At 68.6% G+C, this 20,987-nt stretch carries 16 protein-coding genes and 2 tRNA genes; 4 read left to right on the forward strand and 14 right to left on the reverse strand.

Annotated elements, in window-relative coordinates; genetic code table 11:
* From pdxT to BKH28_RS00635, 14 genes are all read right to left on the reverse strand, one after another.
* Positions 1 to 699, reverse strand: coding sequence for a pyridoxal 5'-phosphate synthase glutaminase subunit PdxT (gene pdxT / locus BKH28_RS00565; protein WP_218638017.1), 699 nt, complete (start codon positions 697 to 699; stop codon positions 1 to 3).
* Positions 700 to 730: 31 nt separating this feature from the next.
* The gene (locus tag BKH28_RS00570) at positions 731 to 1,366 is read right to left on the reverse strand and encodes an NUDIX hydrolase (RefSeq protein ID WP_075417022.1); all 636 of its coding nucleotides are present in this window, start codon (positions 1,364 to 1,366) and stop codon (positions 731 to 733) included.
* Positions 1,367 to 1,449: 83 nt separating this feature from the next.
* On the reverse strand, positions 1,450 to 2,352 hold the full coding sequence (pdxS, locus tag BKH28_RS00575; protein ID WP_075417001.1) for a pyridoxal 5'-phosphate synthase lyase subunit PdxS: 903 nt from the start codon (positions 2,350 to 2,352) through the stop codon (positions 1,450 to 1,452).
* Between the two features lie 168 nt (positions 2,353 to 2,520).
* Positions 2,521 to 3,822 (reverse strand): PrsW family intramembrane metalloprotease, encoded by a 1,302-nt coding sequence (locus tag BKH28_RS00580; protein WP_081379975.1) that lies wholly within the window; start codon positions 3,820 to 3,822, stop codon positions 2,521 to 2,523.
* Between the two features lie 4 nt (positions 3,823 to 3,826).
* The gene (locus BKH28_RS00585; RefSeq protein ID WP_081379976.1) at positions 3,827 to 4,591 is read right to left on the reverse strand and encodes a hypothetical protein; all 765 of its coding nucleotides are present in this window, start codon (positions 4,589 to 4,591) and stop codon (positions 3,827 to 3,829) included.
* A 32-nt stretch (positions 4,592 to 4,623) separates the two neighbouring features.
* Complete coding sequence (locus BKH28_RS00590) at positions 4,624 to 5,805, reverse strand: glycosyltransferase family 4 protein (RefSeq protein ID WP_075417003.1); 1,182 nt, start codon at positions 5,803 to 5,805, stop codon at positions 4,624 to 4,626.
* Positions 5,802 to 6,800, reverse strand: coding sequence for a phosphatidylinositol mannoside acyltransferase (locus tag BKH28_RS00595; RefSeq protein ID WP_075417004.1), 999 nt, complete (start codon positions 6,798 to 6,800; stop codon positions 5,802 to 5,804). Before BKH28_RS00595 ends, BKH28_RS00590 begins: the two co-directional genes overlap by 4 nt.
* Complete coding sequence (gene pgsA, locus BKH28_RS00600) at positions 6,797 to 7,429, reverse strand: phosphatidylinositol phosphate synthase (RefSeq protein WP_075417005.1); 633 nt, start codon at positions 7,427 to 7,429, stop codon at positions 6,797 to 6,799. The genes BKH28_RS00595 and pgsA overlap by 4 nt, the downstream gene beginning before the upstream one ends.
* 117 nt (positions 7,430 to 7,546) lie before the next feature.
* The gene (locus BKH28_RS00605) at positions 7,547 to 8,161 is read right to left on the reverse strand and encodes an HIT family protein (protein WP_075417006.1); all 615 of its coding nucleotides are present in this window, start codon (positions 8,159 to 8,161) and stop codon (positions 7,547 to 7,549) included.
* Positions 8,154 to 10,205 carry a threonine--tRNA ligase gene (gene thrS, locus BKH28_RS00610; RefSeq protein ID WP_143224030.1) on the reverse strand — a complete coding sequence of 684 codons (2,052 nt, stop codon included), beginning with the start codon at positions 10,203 to 10,205 and terminating at the stop codon, positions 8,154 to 8,156. The genes BKH28_RS00605 and thrS overlap by 8 nt, the downstream gene beginning before the upstream one ends.
* A gap of 87 nt (positions 10,206 to 10,292) precedes the next feature.
* Positions 10,293 to 11,576, reverse strand: a complete 1,284-nt coding sequence (locus tag BKH28_RS00615) for a lipid II:glycine glycyltransferase FemX (protein ID WP_075417007.1) — start codon at positions 11,574 to 11,576, stop codon at positions 10,293 to 10,295.
* Positions 11,577 to 12,818 carry a carboxylate--amine ligase gene (locus BKH28_RS00620; RefSeq protein ID WP_081379977.1) on the reverse strand — a complete coding sequence of 414 codons (1,242 nt, stop codon included), beginning with the start codon at positions 12,816 to 12,818 and terminating at the stop codon, positions 11,577 to 11,579.
* Between the two features lie 294 nt (positions 12,819 to 13,112).
* A tRNA-Val gene (locus tag BKH28_RS00630) sits at positions 13,113 to 13,187 on the reverse strand.
* A 1-nt stretch (position 13,188) separates the two neighbouring features.
* Positions 13,189 to 13,261, reverse strand: a tRNA-Gly gene (locus tag BKH28_RS00635).
* A gap of 217 nt (positions 13,262 to 13,478) precedes the next feature.
* Here BKH28_RS00635 and glgX point away from each other — a divergent pair.
* From glgX to BKH28_RS00655, 4 genes are all read left to right on the forward strand, one after another.
* A complete protein-coding gene (gene glgX / locus BKH28_RS00640; RefSeq protein WP_075417009.1) occupies positions 13,479 to 15,686 on the forward strand; it encodes a glycogen debranching protein GlgX in 2,208 nt (735 codons plus the stop codon).
* Positions 15,687 to 15,774: 88 nt separating this feature from the next.
* A complete protein-coding gene (gene treY / locus BKH28_RS00645) occupies positions 15,775 to 18,402 on the forward strand; it encodes a malto-oligosyltrehalose synthase (RefSeq protein ID WP_075417010.1) in 2,628 nt (875 codons plus the stop codon).
* Positions 18,399 to 20,189: a malto-oligosyltrehalose trehalohydrolase gene (gene treZ, locus BKH28_RS00650; RefSeq protein WP_075417011.1), complete on the forward strand. Its 1,791-nt coding sequence runs from the start codon at positions 18,399 to 18,401 to the stop codon at positions 20,187 to 20,189. Before treY ends, treZ begins: the two co-directional genes overlap by 4 nt.
* A 151-nt stretch (positions 20,190 to 20,340) precedes the next feature.
* Positions 20,341 to 20,946 (forward strand): DUF3000 domain-containing protein, encoded by a 606-nt coding sequence (locus BKH28_RS00655; protein WP_075417012.1) that lies wholly within the window; start codon positions 20,341 to 20,343, stop codon positions 20,944 to 20,946.
* The last annotated feature ends 41 nt before the right edge of the window (positions 20,947 to 20,987 follow it).

Here is a 20,987-nt window from a genome sequence, read left to right on the forward strand (position 1 = left end):
TCAGGCCCGGCGCGTCACCATGGAGACGAAGACGTCGTGAACCCGGTGGTCACCTCCGACCTCCGGGTGGAAGGACGTGGCGAGCAGGGCCCCTTGACGAACCGCGACGATCCTACCGCCGTCGGCCCCACCGACCCCAGCCGCACGTCCTGCGCGGGTCGTGGCGAGGATCTCGACGTCCGGCCCCACCTCCTCCACCCAGGGCGCCCGAATGAAGACGGCCCGCAACGGTCGGTCCTGCCCCGCGCCCAGTGCTGGAGCGGTGAGGTCCTCCTCGTAGGAGTCCACCTGACGGCCGAAGGCGTTGCGGCGCACGGTCATGTCGATGCCGCCCAGGAACGCCTGTCCCTTCTGCGCCCCCTCGACGCGGTCGGCCAGCATGATCATCCCGGCGCACGACCCGTAGGCGGGCAGGCCCGCGCCGATCAGCTCGCGCAGGGGCTCAAGCATGCCGAAGGCGACCAGCAGCGTGCTCATGGTGGTCGACTCCCCGCCGGGGATCACCAGGGCGTCGATCCTGTCTCCCGGGCTCCGCCCCAGATCGGTGGCGCGGCGTACGACGACGGGGCGCGCTCCAGACGCCTCGAGGGCCAAGGAGTGCTCGCGTACGTCTCCCTGAAGGGCCAGGACCCCGATGGTGGGACGGGAGTCGGGCGGCACGAGTGCGGGGAAGAGCGCCCGAGGGTGGCGGGCATCCATCGTGTGAGTCGGGTGGTGGGAGTGATTCGGGTTAGTCATCTGACTCCTCGGTGGTGGGGTCGCAGTGACGGTCCGGGGTGCTCGCCAGCTCGGCCAGGACCTCGCAGTCCACCGGATCCGTGAGATCGAAGCGCCGGCCGTTCCAGCCGGAGGCGAGTTCCTCCACGATCTCGGGCAGGCGCACCGGGTAGATCTCCTGTCCCCGCTCCTGGGCGGCCTGCAGCTGCTCCACGTTCCACCACGAGATGGAGTCGACGACGTCTCGCTCCAGGGAGGTCCAGCCGTCCTTCCTGATCGGGCGCGTGGTCGGCAGGTGCAGGAGGAAGAAGAGCTCGTCCTGGCGGCATGTGACGGAGGCGAAGCGGAAGACCGCCTCCCGGTGGGCGATGGGCCCTTCAAGGTCGGCGGGGGCGACCTCGATCCCGGACTCCTCGACCAGCTCACGCACGGCTCCGGCACGGGGGTCCTCGCCGCTGCGGAGTCCTCCTCCCGGGGTGAAGACCCAGCTGTGGCTCGGGTTCGCGGCGTCATGCCCCACCAGCAGCAGTACCTCGCCGTCCTGGGTCACGGCCAGAACCCGGGCAGCCGTTCTGAAGGGCAGGCCGTCGTCGCCCAGGCTCCACTCGGCGCTGTCGAGGTGCTGGTCCCAGTCCTCGGGGACCAGCACCGGGTGACGTCCGTCGACCAGGCCGCCGGCGGAGCCGCAGTCCGCGTCATCGGCGGGGTGTCCGGCGCCCTGCGGGGAGCCGGTCACCAGCCGCGTTCCGCCAGGCGGTGGGGCTCGGGGATCTCGTCGACGTTGATCCCCACCATCGCCTCTCCCAGTCCGCGTGAGACCTCGGCGATGACGTCGGGGGCGTCGAACTGCGCGGTGGCGCGCACGATGGCGGCGGCCCGCTTGGCGGGGTCGCCGGACTTGAAGATGCCCGAGCCCACGAAGACGCCCTCGGCCCCCATCTGCATCATCATGGCGGCGTCGGCCGGAGTGGCGATACCGCCGGCGGTGAACAGCACGACGGGCAGGTGCCCGGTGCGGGCGACCTCGGCGACGAGCTCATAAGGGGCGGCGAGCTCCTTGGCGGCCACGTAGAGCTCGTCCTCGGGCAGCGAGGTCAGGCGGCGGATCTCGTCGCGGATCGTACGCATGTGGGTCACTGCGTTGGAGACGTCCCCAGTGCCGGCCTCACCCTTGGACCGGATCATGGCCGCGCCCTCAGTGATGCGGCGCAGCGCCTCACCCAGGTTGGTGGCTCCGCAGACGAAAGGAACGGTGAAGGACTGCTTGTCGATGTGGTGGGTGTAGTCGGCAGGGGTGAGGACCTCGGACTCGTCGATGTAGTCCACACCGAGGCTCTGGAGGACCTGCGCTTCCACGAAGTGGCCGATACGGGCCTTGGCCATCACCGGGATGGAGACAGCCTCGATGATGCCTGTGATGAGGTCGGGGTCGCTCATGCGGGCAACGCCGCCCTGGGCTCGAATGTCGGCGGGGACGCGCTCGAGGGCCATGACGGCAACGGCTCCCGCGTCCTGGGCGATACGGGCCTGCTCGGGCGTGACGACGTCCATGATGACGCCGCCCTTGAGCATGTCCGCCATGCCGCGCTTCACGGTGAGGGTTCCGGTGCTGGGGGTGGTCTGCTCTGTACTCAATCGTGGTCCTCCGGTCGTGAGCCGTCGCCTCCGCACCGGGGCGGCAGCGACGTCTCCGTGAAAAGATACTGATGCCACGCATGCTACCCCGTGCCTCCCGAACGACCCCAGGTGCTCACGCAGTGAGACCCGAACCGTCACAAGACATCCGTTGGCTCCTGCCGCCTTCTACCCGGCTCCGAGGAAGGTTCGTCGCGCTGAGCTGATCCGGTCGAGCAGCTCGGTCTCCTTGACGGAGAGCTCACCTCGATCATGACTGTCCACGGCCTGCTGGCGCAGCTGGGCGAGCTCCGCGGCACCCTTCTGGAAGGTGTTCATGGCCGCTGAGGCCCGTGGCCCCCTGGTGGCGGCCCACCGTCTGCCCGCCCGACGCCCTGCACCGGTGGCGAGCATCTGAACCTCGGCCGGGGAGAACCAGCCGGCGCGGGCGTAGTCCTCTATCCCACGGCGCATGGACCGACGCTCACTCCAGCGCAGGCACGAGACCAGTCCGGCACACAGAGCGTAGAACGGGAACTGAAGCAGCAGATACACCCCGAAGTTCACCGCGACGAACCCGTTCCAGGTCGCGTGAAGCAGAATCGCACCGACCAGGCCCACGGGAGCCATCCACGCCCACGCGTACTGAGACCGGCGGCGAGAGGAAACGCCGATGGCTACCCCCGTGCAGGCAGTGAACGTCAGGTGAGCGAACGGGGACAAGACTCCCCGCATGACGAAGATGCTCCCCACGTACTCCCATCCCTGAACGAAGTAGAGAATATTCTCAACGAAGGCGAACCCTGCGGCAGTGAAGGCCGCGTACACGACCCCATCGATCGTGCCGTTGATCGTCCGGCGCCAGATGAGGAAGACGAACAGGACGCCCAGCCCCTTGGTCATCTCCTCGACCAGAGGTGCTGAAATCACCCCGGCCGCACCCGGATCCCCCATGGCCTCTGTAATGACCTGAGCCACCCAGACGTTGACCACCAACGAGCAGAGGGTGGAGACACTCGTCCCCCACAGGAATGCCACCATGAGAGTGACCGCCGTGAACAGACCGGGGGGCCTGGGCTCCCAGCGGACGTACCAGAACACTCCCGCTAGAAGCATCGTGGCCACAAGCACCCCGGCTAACGGGATGAGAGCCAGCTGGAACGATGGGAGCACGACCGGGCCGAAGTCCCTGCGGAGTTCTGCGAAGACATACAGGGTGCACAGGGAGAAGACAATGATCGCGGCAATCATGACAATCGCCCCGACGATCGCCGGGATGCCGGATGGAATGAGAGAGGCCACCTGCTCGGACTGTTGCGGGCCGTCCTCAGGAGCCGAGGAACGTGAACGATCCGCATCACGACTCTCACGATGAACCTGGTAACGCTGCCCGGATCCGGAAAGGGAGCCGGAGTCGGCCGGGGTCTGCGGTAGGGCGCTGGAGCGCCGGTAACCGGGGCGGGGGGCCCAGGGACTGGGAGGCATGCTCATCGATTCACCTCACTTGCACCTCGTCGTCGTGGTCCGGCTGCATCTCAGGGGTGGTGTCGTCGTCGGCATCGAAGGTCTGGGGCATGGGGGCGTGCCCAGCCAGGTGACACATCCGAACAAGTAGGCGCGCCCTGAGCACCTGGGCCTCGCTGACGTGGGTGTTGTGGAACCTGCGGGCCAGGACCAGGCGTGAGCAGGCCCGGTCCAGACGGTTGAGTGCCGACACGCTCAGCGGGTCAGCGGACAGGTCGCGACGCGCGGACTCGGACACCACTGTCCGCAGGACCCGGCTGAGGTCGGACTCGATGAGGGCTCGACTGCGGGTGGTCGGCGCAGGGAGCGCCTCGCCGCCGGAAGCAGGATGAGGATGGGGGGTGCTCTCGAGCGGCGCGGAGCTGTCCAGACCGTCGTCGACGATAGGCCCCTCGGCATCCAGCGCCTCGCGAGCGGCCCTGCTGAGCAGCAGTCCGGAGGCCGGATCCAGCGCCGGGACGGTGGCCAGCTCCGCCGCGGCCTCGGCCCGGTGAACGAGCTGAGCCTCAAGCGTGGCCCGGGAGCCCAGTACCTGCCGGTGCAGCCGGTCCACCCGCACCGCCCTGGCGTAGAGCGCCCACCCAATGGCCACGGCCAGCCCGACCAGCAGCACGACAATGCTCCATATCGGAGCCGTCATCGCGCCGGCCCCCGTGGAGGAAGCCGCCGGCATTGCCGTCGTTGCACCGGCGGGGATATCGATGGCCTGTGTCATGGCCGTCGTCATGGTTGCCATGGTCGGTTCCTCATCACTCCTGAGATCAGCTTCTAGTCGTCCAGGGCATCGCGCAGACGACCCAGCATGGTGCGCGAACCGGGGGCGGGCTCCACCCGGGTGTGAGCGGTGGACAGGGCCATGTCGTAGACATCGAGGACCTCGTCGGTGACCGCGGACCAGTCATAGCGCCCGACCACCTGGGAGGCCGCCTGGGTGCGGGCCCGGGCTGCCGTCACGTCCTGCAGGGTGTTGATGATGACCCGGGCCAGGTCATCGCCGTCCTCGTTGCGGAACAGCGCCCCGTAACGGCCCTCGCCGAGCACGTCGGAGAAGGCTTTGAGGTCGGAGGCGATGACCCGGGTACCTGCGGCCATGGCCTCCACCAGGACGATGCCGAAGGACTCCCCTCCGGTCTGCGGAGCCACGTAGCAGCTGGCCGACGCCAGCATGGCGGCCTTGTCCTCATCACTGACTCCTCCCAGGAAGACCACGGACTCACCGAAGTGGGCCAGCTCGTCGCGGATCTCCTGGGCCTGCCCACGACCTGCGATGAGGAAGCGCGCACCCGGCACCGACTCCAGCACCGCCGGGATGGCATCGGCCAGGACTCGCAGTCCCTTGCGGGGCTCGTCGAGGCGCCCCAGGAAGGAGATGGTGGGGATCTCATCCGTACCCCGGAATCGGGGGTCGTCCTTGGGAGCGTCGGCGAAGGGCTTCACGTTGACGCCGTTGGGAATGACGACGGCGTCGCCACCATGGTACTGGATGAGGGTGCGGCGGGCCTCCTCCGAGACGGCGATACGGGCCGAGAGCTTCTCCATGAGCGGCACCGTCGCCGGGCTCAGCAGCTCACGGGCGAGTGAGCGGTCCATGGCGGCGTGAAAGGTGCCCACGACCGGTCCGGTGGCGGCTTGGAGGGCCAGCATCCCCACGCTGGGGGTGATGGGCTCGTGGATGTGAAGGATGTCGAAGTTCCCGGCCTCCAGCCAGCGTCGGGCCCGCCTGGCCACGAGAGCGCCGAAGTTCAGTCGCGCCACCGAGCCGTTGTAGGGAATGGCGATGGAGTCACCGGCGCTGGTGACCCAGTCCGGCAGGTCGGTGTCCTGGGAGGCCGGTGCAAGGACCTGGACCTCGTGGCCGCGCCGGAAGAGCTCACCGGCCAGGTCCATGACGTGAACCTGGACTCCTCCGTGAGCGTCGAAGGAGTAGGGGCAGACGATACCGATCCTCATGCGTCCTCCTCGTGGACGGCCTGTTGCTCACGGGCGTGGCTGCGAGCGAGGCGTTCCTGATCCAGGTCGGCGTCGAAGACGGGCTGGAGCATGTGCCAGTCCTCGGTGTGCTCGGCGATCAAGGGGTCCAGCTCGGCGACCCAGGCGCGAGTGTGCGCCGCGACCTGCTCGCGTCCCTCCAGATTCTGCGGCGCCGGAACCCTGCGGGCGGTCAGCACGAGTCCCCAGGGCGATCCCGCGCGACGGCGCCGCTCACCGGTCAGTGGCTCGTAGTGGATCGAGGCGGCGTACAGGGGACGCCCCAGGCGTTGGGCGATCGCCGCGGGACCGGCGGCCACCCGTGCGGTGGCACCGCCCAGCTGCGCTGTGATGCCGGCCGAGGACAGATCTCGATCGGCCAGGAGCGCGACGACGTAGTGTCCCTGGCTCGCCGTCTCCAGGAGACGGTCGAAGACCTTCTCCCCGTGGGCCTGACCGATGATGCGCATGCCCAGTGACTGACGGAAGGAGACGAACTGCTCGAAGAGATCCTCGGGCTCCAGACGTTCGGCGACGGTCAGAACGGTGGCGAGCTCGCGGCATGCCCAGGCTCCGATGAGGTCCCAGTTGCCCATGTGCGGCAGCGCCATGACGATGCTGCCCTCGCGCACGTCCTCATGCAGCCGGGGGTCGACGTCGGTGCGTACACGCGCAAGGACCTGCTCCGGCGTGATTCCGGGCAGGGCGAAGGCCTCGTAGAAGTAGCGCATGTAGGAGCGCATTCCTGCTCGTGTGGCCCGGCGCAGGGTACGTGGCGGCGTCCCCGCAGGGAGGATGCGCGACAGGTTGCGCTCGAGCTGTCCCACCCCGGTGGTGCTGCGCCTCAGGCGCTGCCAGACCCACAGCGCGTCGGCAACGGTGTGCGCCAGGCCGTAGCCCACCGGCGCAGGCAGGTGTCGAGTACCTCGCCAGGCCAGGCGGTAGGCGCCGGAGACGGCGGACAGGCGCAGCCTCATGCCGGATCACCCGCCTGCCGGGACTGCTGGTGGACGGTGCGCACGCGTTGGATCACGGTGATGAAGGAGGCGACCGCCACGTAGAGGAGCCCGATGGTGAGCACCCACTGGGGGGCCCCGAGCCCCACGATGAAGGTGGCGCCGAGCGCTACGAGGAGCCGGTCGGTGCGCTCGGCGATCCCCACGGAGGCGGTGGCGCCGATGGACTCGGCCCGCGCTCGGGCATAGGGGACAGTGGCCGCGGTGACGACGGCGGCCAGGGCCGCCACGACAGTCACGGTGCGCAGCACGCCGGCCGGCATGGACAGTGCCGCCCAGGCCGCCAGGGAGCCCAGGACGGCGCCGTCGGCCAGGCGGTCCATGGTGGAGTCCAGGAAGGCTCCGAAGACCGAGCTCTTCCCGGTGGCTCGGGCCAGAATGCCGTCGAAGGAGTCGGCCACCAGCACCACGAGCAGGACGAGGGGTCCGGCCACGAAGTGCCCCTGCGGCAGCAGGGTGACCGCTGCCGTCACGGACAGGGCCGTTCCGGTGACGGTGAGCATGTTGGGCGTCACCCCGAGCCGCCCGAGCGCGAGGGCGGGGCGGGTGAACAGGGCCTTGGTCAGGCCGCGGCCATGGTTGCCGAGCATGAGGTCCTTAGGTCTCGGGTGAGTAGTCGGAGAGACGAGCCGTGATGGAGCGGGCGGGACTGAGACGGACGGGGTTGCCCTCAGCCTGACGGACTTCACCGAGGAGGGCCAGGGGGATCAGTCCCCGGGCTGCCCGGTACGGGCGGGCCAGGCGGCGGCGAGCATGTCCCGCTGCTCGCCGAGCAGCTGGGGCACGGGCTTGGTCCGACCGATGATGGGCATGAAGTTCGCGTCTCCCTTCCAGCGCGGCACGATGTGCTGGTGGAGATGAGCGGCGATCCCCGCACCGGCGACCTCGCCCTGGTTCATACCCAGGTTGAATCCGTGGGGGCGGCTCACCGAGCGCACGACACTCATGGCGGTGGCGGTCAGCTCACCGATCTCCTGACGCTCGGCCGCGGTGGCCTCGGTCCAGTCGGAGATGTGCCGATAGGGGCATACCAGCAGGTGGCCGGTGTTGTACGGGTAGAGGTTCATGATGACGTAGCTGGTCTCGCCCCGGTGGACGATGAGAGCCTCGTCGTCACGGCGATCCGGCCCCGTGCAGAACGGGCACTGTTCGGGGGTGTCGTCCGAGGGTTTGTTCTGCCCCCCGATGTAGACCATGCGGTGAGGGGTCCACAGACGCTGAAAGGCCTGCGGAGCGCCCTCGTGGTAGAAGGGCGCCTCCATCTCAACGTCGTCGCCGACTCCGGGGGTGCTGATCGTCTCTCCAGTCGCTTCCTCAGTCACTGTGCAGCTTCTCCCCCGCCGGCTCGTTGATACGGGCGTCGATGACACGGACGATGTGGGCCACGGCCTCCTTCACGGGCACTCCGTTGGTCTGCTGGCCGTCACGGAACCGGAAGGAGACGGCGCCGGCCTCGGCGTCCTCTCCCCCGGCGATGAGGGTGAAGGGGATCTTGTCCTTGGAGGCATTGCGGATCTTCTTGCCGAAGCGGTCATCGGAGTGGTCCACCTCGACTCGCACTCCCTGGGCGCGCAGCTGGGCGGCGACGTCGTCGACGTAGGCGTCGAAGGCCTCGGCCACGGGAATGAGACGGACCTGCACCGGGGAGAGCCAGGCGGGGAAGGCGCCTGCGTAGTGCTCGGTGAGCACTCCGATGAAGCGCTCCACACTGCCCAGCTTGGCCGAGTGGATCATGATGGGGCGCTGGTGGGTGCCGTCGGCGGCCGTGTACTCCAGGTTGAAGCGCTCGGGCTGGTTGAAGTCGTACTGGATGGTGGACATCTGCCAGGTCCGTCCGATGGCGTCCTTGACCTGCACCGAGACCTTGGGGCCGTAGAAGGCGGCGCCGCCCGGGTCGGGGACGACCTCCAGCCCGGAGGCGTCGCAGGCGTTCTGGAGGGCCTGCGTGGCGGCGGCCCAGTCGGCGTCGGAGCCGATGAACTTGTCCTTCTTGGCGCCGTCCTCGTCTCGGGTGGACAGCTCGAGGTAGAAGTCGGTCAGCCCGAAGGCCTTGAGGATCGACAGGAAGAAGTCGATCTGGGCGCGGATCTCCTCACCGGCCTGCTCCGGGGTGCAGTAGGTGTGGGAGTCGTCCTGGGTGAAGCCGCGCATGCGGGTGAGCCCGTGGACGACGCCGGACTTCTCGTAGCGGTAGTCGTGGCCCATCTCGAAGAAGCGCAGCGGCAGCTCGCGGTAGGAGCGTCCTCGGGAGCGGAAGATGAGGTTGTGCATCGGGCAGTTCATGGCCTTGAGGTAGTACTCCTGGCCGGCCTTGGTGATATTGCCCTCGGCGTCACGCTCCTCGTCGGCGAGCATGGGGGGGAACATGGTGTCGGCGTAGTACGGCAGGTGGCCCGAGGTGTGGAAGAGCCCGCCCTTGGAGATCTCGGGGGTGTGGACGAAGTCGAAGCCGTAGTCCAGGTGGCGGTCGACGACGTACTGCTCGATCTGGTGGCGCAGCATGGCGCCCTTGGGGTGGAAGACCACCAGGCCGGGGCCGATCTCCTCGGGGAAGGAGTAGAGGTCGAGCTCGGCGCCGAGCCTGCGGTGGTCACGCTTGGCGGCCTCGGCCAGGCGGGTCTGGTACGCCTTGAGCTCGTCCTTGCTGGCCCAGGCGGTGCCGTAGATCCGCTGGAGGGAGTCGCCGGACTGGTCACCCTTCCAGTAGGCGGACGAGGACTTGGTCAGCGCGAAGCCCTGCCCGATGAGGCGGGTCGAGGGCAGGTGGGGGCCGCGGCACAGGTCGGTCCAGGCGACGCTGCCGTCGCGTCGGACGTTGTCGTACATGGTGAGCCCGCCGGCGCCGACCTCGACCGAGGCGCCCTCGGCGCCCGCGCCCTTGGTGGTGATGAGCTCGAGCTTGTAGGGCTGGTCGGCCAGCTCCTCACGCCCCTGGGCCTCGGTGATGTCGCGGCGCACGAAGCGCTGCCCCTCCTTGACGATCCGCTTCATGCGCTTCTCGATCTCGCGCAGCATCTCGGGGGTGACGGCGTCGATGGCGCCGAAGTCGTAGTAGAAGCCGTCAGTAATGAAGGGGCCGATACCGAGGTTCACGTCGGGGAACATCTCCTGGACGGCCTGCGCCATGACGTGGGTGGCGCTGTGGCGCAGGATGTTCAGGCCGTCCTCGCTGGACAGGGTGATGGGCTCGACGACGGCGCCGGCAGGCACCTGGCGCTCCAGGTCCCAGGGCTCGCCGTTGACGCGCATCGCGACGACGCCGTCCTTCTTGACGGCGTCCTGCAGGAGGAGCGCCCCCGTGCTGCCCGCCTCAATGGTGCGGGGCGCGCCGTCGAGGGTGATCTCAATCATGGGCTGGTCTGACACGGGCTCGTCTCCTCTGCTGCATTGGTGCGGGGCGCTGTACTGGTGCACCCCGGTTCGGCCGCGAGTCTACGTCGTGGGCGAGTAGGCTCAGTCCTCCCGTGAGCCACGCCGCGCGCGCAGTGCGTCACGCAGGCGCTTGGCGGTGCACATCCCGGAGTAGATGACCCGGGAGACCGGGATGTCCCAGGCTCCATCCACCTCGGTGACGTGCTGGGCGTAGCGCTTCTTGTACTGCCCCACCGTGTAGAGCGAGGGGACGCGGGTGGAGCCGGCGCCCATGAGGTCCAGGCCGCGGTAGCCCTCCTGGGCCAGGGTGCAGGCGGCCCACCAGTCCAGGGCCTCGGCTCCGCGGAAGGTGCGCGACTCGTTGGAGGAGGCGCCGTAGTAGGCCACGGAGTCCTTGCCCGAGGTGAGGATGAGGTCCCAGGCATGGGGGACGCCGTCCTTACGCAGCACGAACAAGCGGGCGTTCTTCTCCCCCAGGGACGTCAGCATGGTCCAGTAGACCTCGGCGTCGTGGGGCTTGAAGCCGTCTCGCTCGGCGGTCTCACGCAGGACCTCGTAGACCTTGTCGAACTCCTCGCGGCTCAGACCGGTCTCGTCACTGATGGTGCAGCCGGCCTCCCGGGCCACGCGCTCGGCACGCTTGACCGCACGGCGGCCGTCCTTGGGCATGATCGCGGCAATCTTCTCCGGCGTCTTGGGCGTCAGGTCGATGACGTAGGTGCGGTCGTAGGTGATGGTGGACAGCAGCTCTCGCAGGTCGGTGTCGCGGTAACGGACGTGCATGCGGATGAAGCGCACGGAGCGATCGCGCTCCTTGACCACGGAGCGCAGCAGCCGGCGCAGGTGCGCCTCGCGCTCGGGCGACTGCTCCTTGAGCCAGACCGGACCGTGCTTGGCCCACAGGAAGGTCTGGCCGCCCATCTCATAGCGGTACAGGGCGATGGCGGCCACAGGCTTGCCCTCGTCCTCATAGAGGTAGCGGCCCCACAGGGGACGGCCCATGGCCACCTCGAAGCGCTCCCAGGCCTCGGTCTGCTCAACCGGGAAGGGACTGTTGCCCACGGCCAGGCGCATCTCGCGCCCGTCGACCCGCCGCAGGGTCTCGGAGCGGTCCGGGGTGGAGTGCACCGGTTCGGGGTGCGTGGGCCGAGAGGCCTTGGGCTTGTCAGCCTTGTCAGTCTTGGCAGGCTTGTCGGTCGTGTCGACCTTCTGCTCGGGTTGCTCGGACTGGCGGCTGTCCTTCTGCCCCTTCTCGTTCGGTTGAGCCGTCTGAGCCTTCTCGGGGGTTGGTGCGGCAGTCTCGGCCGTGGCGTCAGTCGTGGCGTCGGGAGTGGTGCTGTCGGGCATGTTCTCGTTCTCGGGCATTCAGCGGGACCTGTCGACTCGTTGCGGATAGTTGCGGGCGAACTTGCGGTAGTGGTTGAGGCGCTGGAGCTCGATCGTCGCGCGCCGGCGAAGCGAGCGCTCGGCCGGGTCGCGCAGCGGGTCGACGCCCCGCTCCAGGCTCTTGGCCTTGCGGCGCAGCGCCTCATCGGACACGTAACGTGCGATGACGCCATCGGGAACCAGGGAGTAGAGGACCTGCCGGGTGACCTCGACGGGCTCATCGCGCTGGTCCAGGACCAGGTCCTTGAGCATGACGGCCATGGGGTTGGCACCGGCGGCGGTCAGGTAGAAGGAGTTTCGGCCGATACGGGGGTTGACCTCGAAGAAGAGCTCTCGCCCGTCGCGGGGGTCCACCTTGATGTCGAGGTTGGCGAATCCGCGGTAGCCGGCGTGACGCAGCAGGCGGCTCGTGGCGTCCCACAGGTCGGGGAATGCCTCGGTGATCATGGCGACAGGGTTGCCGATCATGGTGGGCGCGTGGTCCTGCAGGAGGACGCGCGCCGAGCCGATGAGGCGCAGCTCGCCGGTGGAGTCCATGTAGGCGGTCACCGAGCGCATGGCGGTGTCGTCACCGGGGATGCACTCCTGAACCAGGAAGGTCGAGCGGTAGCCGGCGTCCTTCAGGCTCCGCCACATGCCGGCCAGCTCGGCCGCGTCGTCGATGAACCAGATCTTGCGCTTGCCGGGGAAGGAGATGCGGTCGTAGTCGGCGCCGATGGCGGCCTTGGCCACGAGCGGGAACTCCAGGCCGAGCTCGGAGGCACTGGTCGGAGGCTCGCAGTCGGGGTCGGCCAGGTCGACGACGACCTCCCGGGGCGTGAGCACCCCCACCTCGGCGCACAGACGGGAGAAGGATGCCTTGTCGCTGACGGCGTCGAGCACGTCGATGTCCGGGAAGGGCAGGACATAGGTGGGCTCGAGCTCGCTGCGGTGAGCGGAGATCATGGCGGCCGCGGCATCAGTGTTGGCCATGAGCACGGCACTGCGGGGCCCTCTGCCCTGGGCCAGCTTCCGCAGCAGCGCGATGGTCCGCTCCGGCGGGGCGCCGGCCTCCTGGTGGACAACGGTGATGTAGACCGACTCGGAGATCGCCACGATCGGATCCGAGGCCACGACCGTCACCGACGTGCCGGTGACCTCGTGAAGCTGCCGTGCCAGGGCGTAAGCGCCGATGTCTCCACCGAGGACCACGGGCAGCAGGTGCCTGAAGCGTTCCGTCATATCCATCCGTTTCTTGCCGCAGGGACCAACTCCTCCCCCAGATGGTAGAGCACACCGGGACGCCCCGTTCCCGACCATCATGGGGACATCACGATCCGGACACGCGGTCGACGTCGACCGCTACCGGTCCACATGTGGAATCCGGCAGGATTCCGGGCGATTGTCCTGAACTCGGCGACGAAATCGCGGCTTCTCGGTGACACATGCCACCCGGCGCGCTGGGTGCGGCCACCTGTTCCGACGACGACAAGAGCCCGGAGCGCTGGGCTCCGGGCTCAGTCCGACCATCGAATCTGGTGGGCGATACTGGGATCGAACCAGTGACCTCTTCCGTGTCAGGGAAGCGCGCTCCCGCTGCGCCAATCGCCCGAGCGGATGACGGGACTCGAACCCGCGACCCTCACCTTGGCAAGGTGATGCTCTACCAACTGAGCCACATCCGCGTGACACCCTTGTGGGGTGCGGGAAGAAAGTTAGCAGAGGTATCCCTCGGAGGCAAAACTCACCCGAGCCCGTTTCCTCATGAGGTGTCTCACGCCCCGCCGGCCCCCGCCTCGATCTCCGGACAGCACCCGAGGACGTCTCGGAAGGCGGCACGACGTGACATGTCTTTCTCCCACTCTCCTGCCTTCGCACCTCAGTCATGGCAGGGTAGTCCCCATGACCACGCCGACGACACCGACGCCTCAGGCCGCACAGGAACCTCAGGAAGCCCCCCAGCGCCAGATCTGGCCGGGCCACCCCTACCCGCTCGGGGCGACCTACGACGGCTCGGGAACGAACTTCGCCCTCTACTCCTCGGCCGCCAGCGGTGTCGACCTGTGCCTGTTCGATGACGAGGGCCATGAGGAGCGGTTGGCGCTCAAGGAGGTCGACGGCGACGTCTGGCACGCCTACCTCCCAGGGATCTCGCCGGGCCAGAAGTACGGCTATCGGGTGGCGGGCCCCTACGACCCGGCGTCCGGTCACCGCTGCGACCCCTCCAAGCTGCTGCTGGACCCCTACGCCAAGGCGATCTCCGGCGAGGTGACCCCGTCCCAGACGCTGTACTCCTACTCCTTCGACAACCCGGAGGTGCGCAACGAGGAGGACTCGGCGGGACACACGATGCGCTCGGTGGTCATCAACCCCTACTTCGACTGGGGCCACGACCGCCCCCCGGGCCACGAGTACCACGAGACGATCATCTACGAGGCCCACGTCAAGGGCATGACCCAGCTGCACCCGATGGTTCCCGAGAGCCTGCGGGGCACCTACGCCGGCCTGGCTCAGCCCGCCGTCATCGACCACCTCAAGAACCTGGGTGTCACGGCCATCGAGCTCATGCCGGTCCACCAGTTCGTCAACGACACCCACCTGCAGGAGAAGGGTCTGTCGAACTACTGGGGCTACAACACGATCGGATTCTTCGCGCCGCACAACACCTACGCCGCCTACGGCACCGAGGGCGAGCAGGTTCAGGAGTTCAAGACCATGGTCAAGGCCTTCCACGAGGCCGGCATCGAGGTCATCCTGGACGTCGTCTACAACCACACGGCCGAGGGCAACCACCTGGGCCCCACCCTGTCCTTCCGCGGCATCGACAACAGCTCCTACTACCGGCTCGTCGACGGCTCGCCGACCCACTACTTCGACACCACCGGCACCGGCAACTCGCTGCTCATGCGCTCGCCGGCAGTCCTCCAGCTCATCATGGACTCGCTGCGCTACTGGGTCACTGAGATGCACGTCGACGGGTTCCGCTTCGATCTGGCCTCCACCCTGGCCCGCCAGTTCCATGAGGTGGACAAGCTCAGCGCCTTCTTCGACATCATCCACCAGGACCCGGTGCTCTCCCAGGTCAAGCTCATCGCCGAGCCCTGGGACGTGGGCGACGGCGGCTACAACGTGGGCGGCTTCCCGGCCCTGTGGAGCGAGTGGAACGGCAAGTACCGCGACACCGTGCGAGACTTCTGGCGAGGGGAGCCCTCCACCCTGGGCGAGTTCGCCTCCCGTATCACCGGCTCCTCCGACCTCTACCAGCACGCCGGACGCACCCCGGTGGCCAGCATCAACTTCGTCACCGCCCACGACGGCTTCACGTTGCACGACCTGGTCTCCTACAACGAGAAGCACAACGAGGCCAACCTCGAGGGCAATGCCGACGGCGACAACAACAACCGGTCCTGGAACTGCGGCGCCGAGGGACCCACTGACGACCCGGCGATCAACGAGCTGCGTCAGCGCCAGACCCGCAACTTCCTGGCCACCGTTCTGTTCAGTCAGGGCGTGCCCATGATCTGTCACGGCGACGAGCTGGGGCGCACCCAGGGGGGCAACAACAACGCCTACTGCCAGGACAACGAGATCACCTGGATCAACTGGGATCTCAGTGAGCAGGACAATGACCTGCTGGAGTTCACCCGCACCATGATGTGGCTGCGTCGCGACCACCCGGTGATGCGGCGTCGGCGCTTCTTCACCGGGGACGCCGGTCACGGCGGGGAGAGCGAGCTCGGCGAGATCGAGTGGCTCACTCCGGCCGGTGAGTCCATGACCGACCAGGACTGGACCACCTGGTACGCCCGGGCCATGATGGTCTTCCTCAACGGGGAGGCGATCGCCGAGCCCGATGAGCGGGGCCAGCGGATCGTGGACGACTCCTTCCTCGTGCTCATCAACGCCTCCGACGAGGACATCACCTTCACCCTCCCGGGCGAGGGGTACGCCCCCACCTGGAAGGTCGCGCTGGACACGGCTCCTGCGGTGGACGGGGACTCGGACCCGGTTCTCGCCGCTGATGAGACCGTCGTGGTCGAGGCCCGTTCCATGCTCTTCCTCATGGACGCCCCCGAGTCCGACGCCACCACGGAGCGGCACCAGCGGTAGGGGCTCTCCGCGGCACTCCGACGCGCAACCGGACACATATCCATCAGCAGCACCACCCGACGCAGACCAGACGAGCTCAGGAAGTGACATGACCGACGCAGTGGACGCAGCAGTGGAGAGGGCTGACTCAGCGGACTCGGCGGAGACACCCGCCTACGCACCCTGGTCGGGTCACGTGCCGGCGCCTGAGCACCGCACTCCGGTGACCACCTACCGCCTCCAGCTGGGCGAGGACCTCACCTTCGCCGACGCCAAGGCCCTGGTCCCCTACCTGGCCGATCTGGGAGTCACCGACCTCTACCTCTCCCCGATCCTCACCGCCGCGCCGGGATCCACCCACGGCTACGACGTCGTCGATCACCGCAGGGTCTCGGCCGTTATGGGCGGACGGGAGCAGCTGGAGTCCCTGGCCGCTGAGGCCGATGCCCACGGGATGGGCGTCGTGGTGGACATCGTCCCCAACCACATGGCCGTGCCCACCCCGGGCTGGCACAACCTGCCCCTGTGGTCGGTGCTGCGAGAGGGACCGGACTCCCCCTACGCCGCCTGGTTCGACCTCTCCCTCGACGAGCCCATCCTCATGCCGATCCTGGGCAAGCGCATCGGCGCCGTCCTGGCCGAGGAGGAGCTCACCCTGGAGCAGATGGTGGTTCCGGGGCAGGAGGACCTGGGCGAGCAGTGGGTCCTGCGCTACTACGACCACGCCTTCCCCGTCGCACAGGGCACCGAGTCGCTGCCGATGCACGTTCTTGTCGAGCGCCAGCACTACCGCCTGGCCTACTGGAAGGTCGGCGACGAGGAGATCAACTACCGGCGGTTCTTCGACGTCGGCACCCTGGCCGCGATCCGGGTCGAGGAGCCTGACGTCTTCTCCGGTAGCCACGGTCTCATCCTTGAGCTCATGCGGGCCGGAGTCATCAGCGCCCTGCGAGTCGACCACCCCGACGGCCTGGCCGACCCCGGCGGCTACCTCACCCAGCTGGCTCAGGCCACAGACGGGGCGTGGATCGCCGCTGAGAAGATCCTGGCGCCCGGCGAGTCCCTGCCCACCTCCTGGCCGGTCGCCGGAACCACCGGCTACGACGCCGCCTGGCGGATCGACCAGCTCCAGGTGGACCCTGCCGGCGCCGCCCGGCTGGGCGCCCTCATGCATGAGATCACCGGGGACGCACCCGTGGACTACGACCGCATCGTCGAGGAGGCCAAGCGCGAGGTCATCGCCGGATCGTTGGCCGCGGAGGTCGATCGTCTGGCCCGCATCCTGGACTCCCTGATCTCACAGGACGTGCGCCTGCGCGACCACACCCTGCGCGACCTACGGGCCTGCGTCGTCGAGCTGCTCGTGGCCGCGGACCAGTACCGGGTCTACGTCGTTCCCGGCACGCCTCCCGGCCCGGAGACGGCCGCCGTCCTCCAGGCCGACGCCGAGCGGGCCCGTCAGCGCCTCGAACCAGACCAGGGAGAGACCCTCGACCTCGTGGTGGCCATCCTCCTGGGCGAGGCCGTCGGCTCCGAAGGCCTGTCGGAGTCCCCTGAACGCGCCGAGGCCATCATCCGTTTCCAGCAGGTGTGCGGGGCCGTCACCGCCAAAGGCGTGGAGGACACGGCCTTCTACCGCTGGACCCATCTGACCAGTCTCACCGAGGTCGGCGGCAACCCGGCCGGCTTCGCGCTGAGTACCGACGAGGCCCACGCCTGGGCCGACCGGGTCCAGAACACCTGGCCCGACACGATGGTCACCTCCACCACCCACGACACCAAGCGCGGCGAGGACGTGCGCGCGCGCCTGGACGTGCTGGCCTCCTACGCCGAGGAGTGGAGCGACCTCATCCACCGTCTGCGCGCCTTGACCGCCCAGGTTCGCCCCCTGGACCTCGACGGACGCAGCGAGAACCTGCTGTGGCAGACCCTGTGGGGAACCTGGGCGCCCGACAGTGACGATCCCATGACCCCCGAGCGGTTGAACGCCTACCTCATCAAGGCCTCCCGGGAGCAGAAGATCTGGACCACCTGGACCGCCCCGGACCTGGCTCGGGAGCAGGCCCTGACCGACTACGCCACCCACCTGCTCAACAGTGAGGAGGTCTCCGCCGAGCTCGAGGCCTTCGCGGCCCTGACGGCCAGGTCCGTACGCACCGCCATCCTCGCCGGCAAGGCACTGGCGCTGACCTGGATGGGCGTGAGCGACATCTATCAGGGCAGCGAGACCACCCGCACCTCGCTGGTGGATCCCGATAACCGCCGCACGGTGGACTACACCGGCCCCTCGGGCCTCGTCAATGCCCTGGAGCGCCTCGACTCCGGAGCCGCCCCACGCAGTCTCGACGAGGACAAGCTCTTCCTCACCTCGCGTCTGGCGCGACTGCGCGCCTCCCGCCCCCACACCTTCGTCGGCCCCCGCTCGGGCTACCGCACGATCCCGGTGACCACCTCTTTCGCCTTCGCCTACACCCGCCTGCTCGACGAGATCCCCGACGTCGTCGTCATCGTCAGGCGCCTGTCCCGGCGACTCGAGCAGCTGGGGGGATGGCGCGAGGAGAGCATCGTGCTGCCGGAGGGTACCTGGGAGCACGTCCTGCGCAACGGCACCGTGGAGGGAGGCAACCGGCCTCTGGCCGAAGTGGTCGGGGACGACCCCGTGGTCGTCCTGGCCAAGGTCGTCTCCCCGGATTGCGAGACCGACTCCGCCCACTGCGCCGAGGAGGCCGTCCGATGAGCCCGACGGACCCCCGGGCCTGGAGCTCGCCCGCCCTCCCCGTGGGCCCCCGCGTGCCCGTGTGGGCCCCGGCGGCGAGGACTGTCCAGCTGCACCTGCCCGGCGACGACCGACTGGTCGACATGGTGCCGGCCCCGGACGGCTGGTGGACCGCCCCCTTCGACCTGGAGCCGGGCACCGACTACGCCTTCCGTGTCGACGGCTCCCCCGACCGTCCCGACCCCCGAAGCGCCCTGCAGCCCGACGGCGTCCACGGCCCCTCGCGAACCGTGGACCCGAGCGCCTGGCGATGGACAGACCAGGACTGGACGGGCAAGGACCTGCTCGGCTCGGTCATCTACGAGCTCCACGTGGGCACCTTCACCCCCGAGGGCACCCTGGACGGCGCCATCTCCCGTCTGGGTCACCTGGCCGAGCTGGGCGTTGACATCATCGAGCTCATGCCGCTGGCGGCCTTCCCCGGCAGAGCCGGATGGGGCTATGACGGAGTCGGCCTGTGGGCCGTCCACGAGGCCTACGGAGGCCCCGAGGCCCTCATGCGCTTCGTCGACGCCGCCCACCACGCCGGTATCGGCGTGTGCCTCGACGTCGTCTACAACCACCTGGGCCCTTCGGGCAACTACCTCAGCGTCTTCGGGCCCTACTTCACCCCCACCCACCACACGCCCTGGGGTGAGGCCGTCAACTACGACCACGACGGCAGCCATCAGGTACGCGCCTTCGTCATCGACTCGGCCCTGCGCTGGCTACGCGACTTCCACATCGACGCCCTGCGCCTGGACGCCATCCATGAGATCAAGGACGATGCCGAGGCCGCCGACCCGCCCCAGGCGCACGTCCTGGCCGAGCTCTCGGACGCCGTGGCCGCCCTGTCCGCCGAACTGGGCCGTCCCCTGAGCCTGGTGGCTGAGGCCGACCTCAACGATGTCGGGGTCATCACCCCCACCGACCAGGAGCCTCCGGCCACGGCTCCCAGCCTGGGCATGACCGCTCAATGGGCCGACGACGTCCACCACGCCCTGCACGCACGGATCACCGGGGAGGACCAGGGCTACTACGGGGACTTCGCCGAGCCCGGTGCGTGGGCCAAGGCCTACGGCGGAGCCTTCCTCCACAACGGCACCTGGTCCACCTTCAGGGACAGGATCTGGGGCGCCCCCGTGCCCGAGGGCACCGACCCCAGACGATTCGTCGTCTTCGGCTCCGACCACGACCAGGTCGGCAACCGAGCCGTCGGGGACCGTCCCTCGGCCGGCCTCGATGATGCCGCCCTGGCCGCCACTGCCGCCCTGGTGCTTCTGTCCCCCTACACGCCCATGCTCTTCATGGGTGAGGAGTGGGGAACCCGCACCCCCTTCCAGTTCTTCACCGACCATGAGGAGGAGGATCTGGCCCGCAGCGTCAGTGAGGGGCGCGTACGGGAGTTCGCCGGCTTCGGCTGGGACGCCGACGCGATCCCGGACCCCCAGGCCGCTGGGACCGTCGAGGCATCACGCCTGAACTGGTCGGAGGTGGCGGAGTCCGAGCACGCCCGCATGCTGACCTGGTACCGGGCGCTGACCGCCCTGCGCCGCGAGCTGGCATGGTCCCAGCGCACCGCATGGCCGCAGGTCGATGAGACCGACGACGTTCTCACGGTTACCTACGAGGACATCGTCGTCGCCGTCAACCTCTCCGGGCAGCAGCGGCCCGCTCCCGATCTGGCAACGGTGCTCCTGTCCTGGGAGCCGGTTGACTCCGACCCGCCCTGTCTGTCTCCCGGGCAGACGCTCATCGCCCGACGCTGACGAGCCCCGCCGGGCGACATCTCGGCCGACCGCATACCACCACACCGCAGACGACCGATGCACATCCGTTCAGAAAGGCAGGCACCTCGTTGACACAATGCAACCCACTGCGCGGCGTGGCTTCATGTGCCTGCTGCGGTAGCGCACTAGCGTGGCATCCGTGACTGTCAACGGTAGGCCGCGCCAGAACGAGGCAGGTGCCATCCCCGAACGATTCGAGGAAGCGCTCCTGTCCCTTCGTGACGCGCCCCGCCCCCGTGGGCTCCTCATGGAGGAGGTGCCCGCCCCTAAGAAGCTGGCCCCCTACTCCGCCGCCCTGAGCGCTGAGACCGTTGAGACAGTCGGCGCCACCCCCGTGGCCACGGGACGCTTCGTCGTCCTCCACGACCCCGACGGTCAGGAGACGTGGGACGGAGACTTCCGCATCGTGGTTCAGGCGCGCGCCCGCATCGACGACGAGGTCGGCATGGACCCCGTCTTCGAGTCCGCCGCCTGGAGCTGGCTCACCGACGGACTTGAGGACTCCCGCGCCGGCTACCACTCGCTGGTAGGAACCGTCACCAGGGTCCTGTCCGAGACCTTCGGCGGCCTGACCCTCACCGACTCCTGCGCCCACGCCGAGATTCGCGCATCCTGGTCCCCCACGACCCCCTACCTCGGTCCCCACCTGACCGCCTGGCACGAGCTGCTGCTGGTCGCCTCCGGCCATGAGCCGGCCGCCGTCCACCCACTCACCCTCGCCGGAGTCGGAAGGTGACGCCCCGTCACACCGGCGTCCCCCGCCCAGCTGCCTCCTCG

The organism is Actinomyces oris, assembly GCF_001937665.1.
Taxonomy (GTDB): Bacteria; Actinomycetota; Actinomycetes; order Actinomycetales; family Actinomycetaceae; genus Actinomyces; species Actinomyces stomatis.